Origin of the sequence: Escherichia sp. AM3 (assembly GCF_032029835.1) — a bacterium.
GTDB classification, from domain to species: Bacteria; Pseudomonadota; Gammaproteobacteria; order Enterobacterales; family Enterobacteriaceae; genus Escherichia; species Escherichia coli.
In genome coordinates this window covers 1-2,306 of record NZ_JAVUPQ010000214.1, presented here as the reverse complement: position 1 = coordinate 2,306, position 2,306 = coordinate 1, and the positions used below count along the sequence as shown (strand labels likewise).

At 39.4% G+C, this 2,306-nt stretch carries 3 protein-coding genes; all 3 read right to left on the bottom strand.

Annotated elements, in window-relative coordinates; genetic code table 11:
• Positions 1–145: 145 nt before the first annotated feature.
• Complete coding sequence (locus RTW80_RS24255) at positions 146–967, bottom strand: DUF2971 domain-containing protein (RefSeq protein WP_025693428.1); 822 nt, start codon at positions 965–967, stop codon at positions 146–148.
• 16 nt (positions 968–983) lie between these two features.
• Positions 984–1,214: a helix-turn-helix transcriptional regulator gene (locus RTW80_RS24250; RefSeq protein ID WP_000737990.1), complete on the bottom strand. Its 231-nt coding sequence runs from the start codon at positions 1,212–1,214 to the stop codon at positions 984–986.
• Position 1,215: 1 nt separating this feature from the next.
• A partial coding sequence (locus tag RTW80_RS24245) for a tyrosine-type recombinase/integrase (protein ID WP_312720588.1) occupies positions 1,216–2,306 on the bottom strand: 1,091 nt, incomplete at its 5' end.

Here is a 2,306-nt window from a genome sequence, read left to right as displayed (position 1 = left end):
CACCTAAATATTGAACTGTTCACATTGCCTATCAGGCGATAACCTCGTATTCTGATTAAGGCTAACTATATACTCACATTGGCGACCAATTCTGGTCGCCTTTATCCACCATTTTTATAATATCACAGATTAAAAGTGTTAATCCTTACCCCCTGAATGGAATTGATGAGGATTTAATTTCCACAGAACTAAATCCTCTTGAATCCAAGAACATTTTTATACCAGCCTCAATGAAATCATAATCGTTTGTCGGGCCAATTGTAATGCTTTTAATTGGTAACTTTCTATTATCTTTATTATCAATGATGATATAAGGGATGATTCCATTATTATTTATTCTGAAGTGCACATCTGGCATTTGCATCCACGGAGTAAATACCAATCTAAATTCATTCTCTTCGATAAAACTAGGATGTTTAAAAAATGGGATGTATTTAGATATAAATTGATACGTAGAGACCATTGTTACAAAATGATCATTCATTTCTTTAATGTTAATACCATTACAAGAAAAAAACTCTCCCAACTCCTTACTCATCTTAGTAATATCGTTATTATTTGAATATATAACATCATGTGCAACACAATTTAAATAAATATTTTGAGAAAAGCTCACAAGTTCATCCGCATCAAACTCAATGCAAACACCCTGTTTATTTCCGTAACCTCTCCACTGACTTAACTTATCGTTTTCCTTACAAAAAGAGATGCTATAAACATGTTTATCAATCCCTTTTTCTTTTTGTAACCTCCCTTTCTCATACATGTCAAGAGACTTGAGCAAAATAGTTTTCTTATCTTTTTGAATGATATTGTCATCAACTATTTTAATTGTATTTCGAAAGCATTCACATCCATGGTTAGACTCCTCTTTATCATTTAAGAAATATATGTTTGTAGCCCATAAAGAATTAGAGTCTAATATACCTTTCAAACCAAAAAGATCTGTATAATGAAATATAGCCACAATGCCCACCTAATAGTTAAGTTGTTTCCCACTCACCTCGAATCCATGCCTGCACTTCTGAAAGACGATATGCAACAGCAGTGGAACCAATCTTGATCCGCTTAGGAAATTTTCCTTCCTTCTCCAGCTTCCAGCGTGTGCTGTTCGCAAGAGTAGTTAGCTCCCGACATTCTTTCTCACGGATCATTCGGTCAATGTTAGGAATGTACTCCAGACCCTTTTTATCAACAATTGCCATTTTTTTCATGCTAACCAGCCTTTTGTTTGAGGATTGTCACTTTTGAATCAGCAGCTGCGATGCTATTGAGATATGTAGTCCAGAGTTCCAGAGCATCCAGTTTTTTAGCCATAAACTTACTCCGGTTGTAAACACCTGCCACGCCAGGTAGCGCATGGCCTAACAGTTGTTCTACTACATAAAATTCAACACCGAGATCACTTAGATGAGTAGATAGCGTTCTTCTAAGGTCGTGTAGTGACCATTGTTTTTCATGGCCCAAACGTTTACCGATTTTCCCCCCAATCTTGCTTACGCTTTCTCTAATTCGCAGACTTCCCAGCACATAACCAGTATGTTTTGTCTCTTCGTGAACATCCGTTACCCACTGTCGTAGAATTTCAGGTACTGGTCTGACGATTTCAACACCAGTTTTTGAGTGATCTTTTGGCACAGTCCAAACCCAACTTTCGAGATCCCATTCGCTCCATTCTGATAATCGGGCTTCACTCATTCGACATCCAAATACTGTACAAAGCACAAACATTTTTCGCGTGTATTCAGACATTAGTTTTAAATCAGGCTCGACAAAAATTGCCTTCCAGAGCTGGCCGAGTTCGGCTTCATCCAGAACCCGATCCCGCTTACCTGCAATCTGCCCCACATCACTCATGCGCAAATCCTTTAAAGCATCACACGTCGCGTACTGGCGTACCCGACAAAAACGAAGAGCTAATTTAGTGTCAGAAAAAACATACGCCGCCATAACTGGTGCATTACGTTTAATTCGGTCAAAACAGTCCAGCCATTCATATAGGTGAGTGTCATTTACGGGCAAATGACCGATATAGGGAAAGATATGCTTTCGAAATCTGCCAAGCGTTACAGCATGAGTTTTACGACGCACCTTACAGTAGTTTTCATACCAGTAATTTAGTGCATCCTCCACTGTGACCGGCTTTAAGCGTTCTTCAGCCTGAATCTTAATCTGGATACGCGGATCACGTTTGTCAGCCAACCAACCACGGCACTCGTCGCGCTTTTCCCTTGCCTGTTTGAGTGACATATCAGGATATTTACCCAACGTTAGCCAGACCGGAGCAGCCCGACCACCTGCTAACC

Excerpts from the sequence above, each read along its gene's own strand:
- RTW80_RS24250 (WP_000737990.1), bottom strand. The coding sequence starts at position 1,214 with ATGAAAAAAATGGCAATTGTTGATAAAAAGGGTCTGGAGTACATTCCT.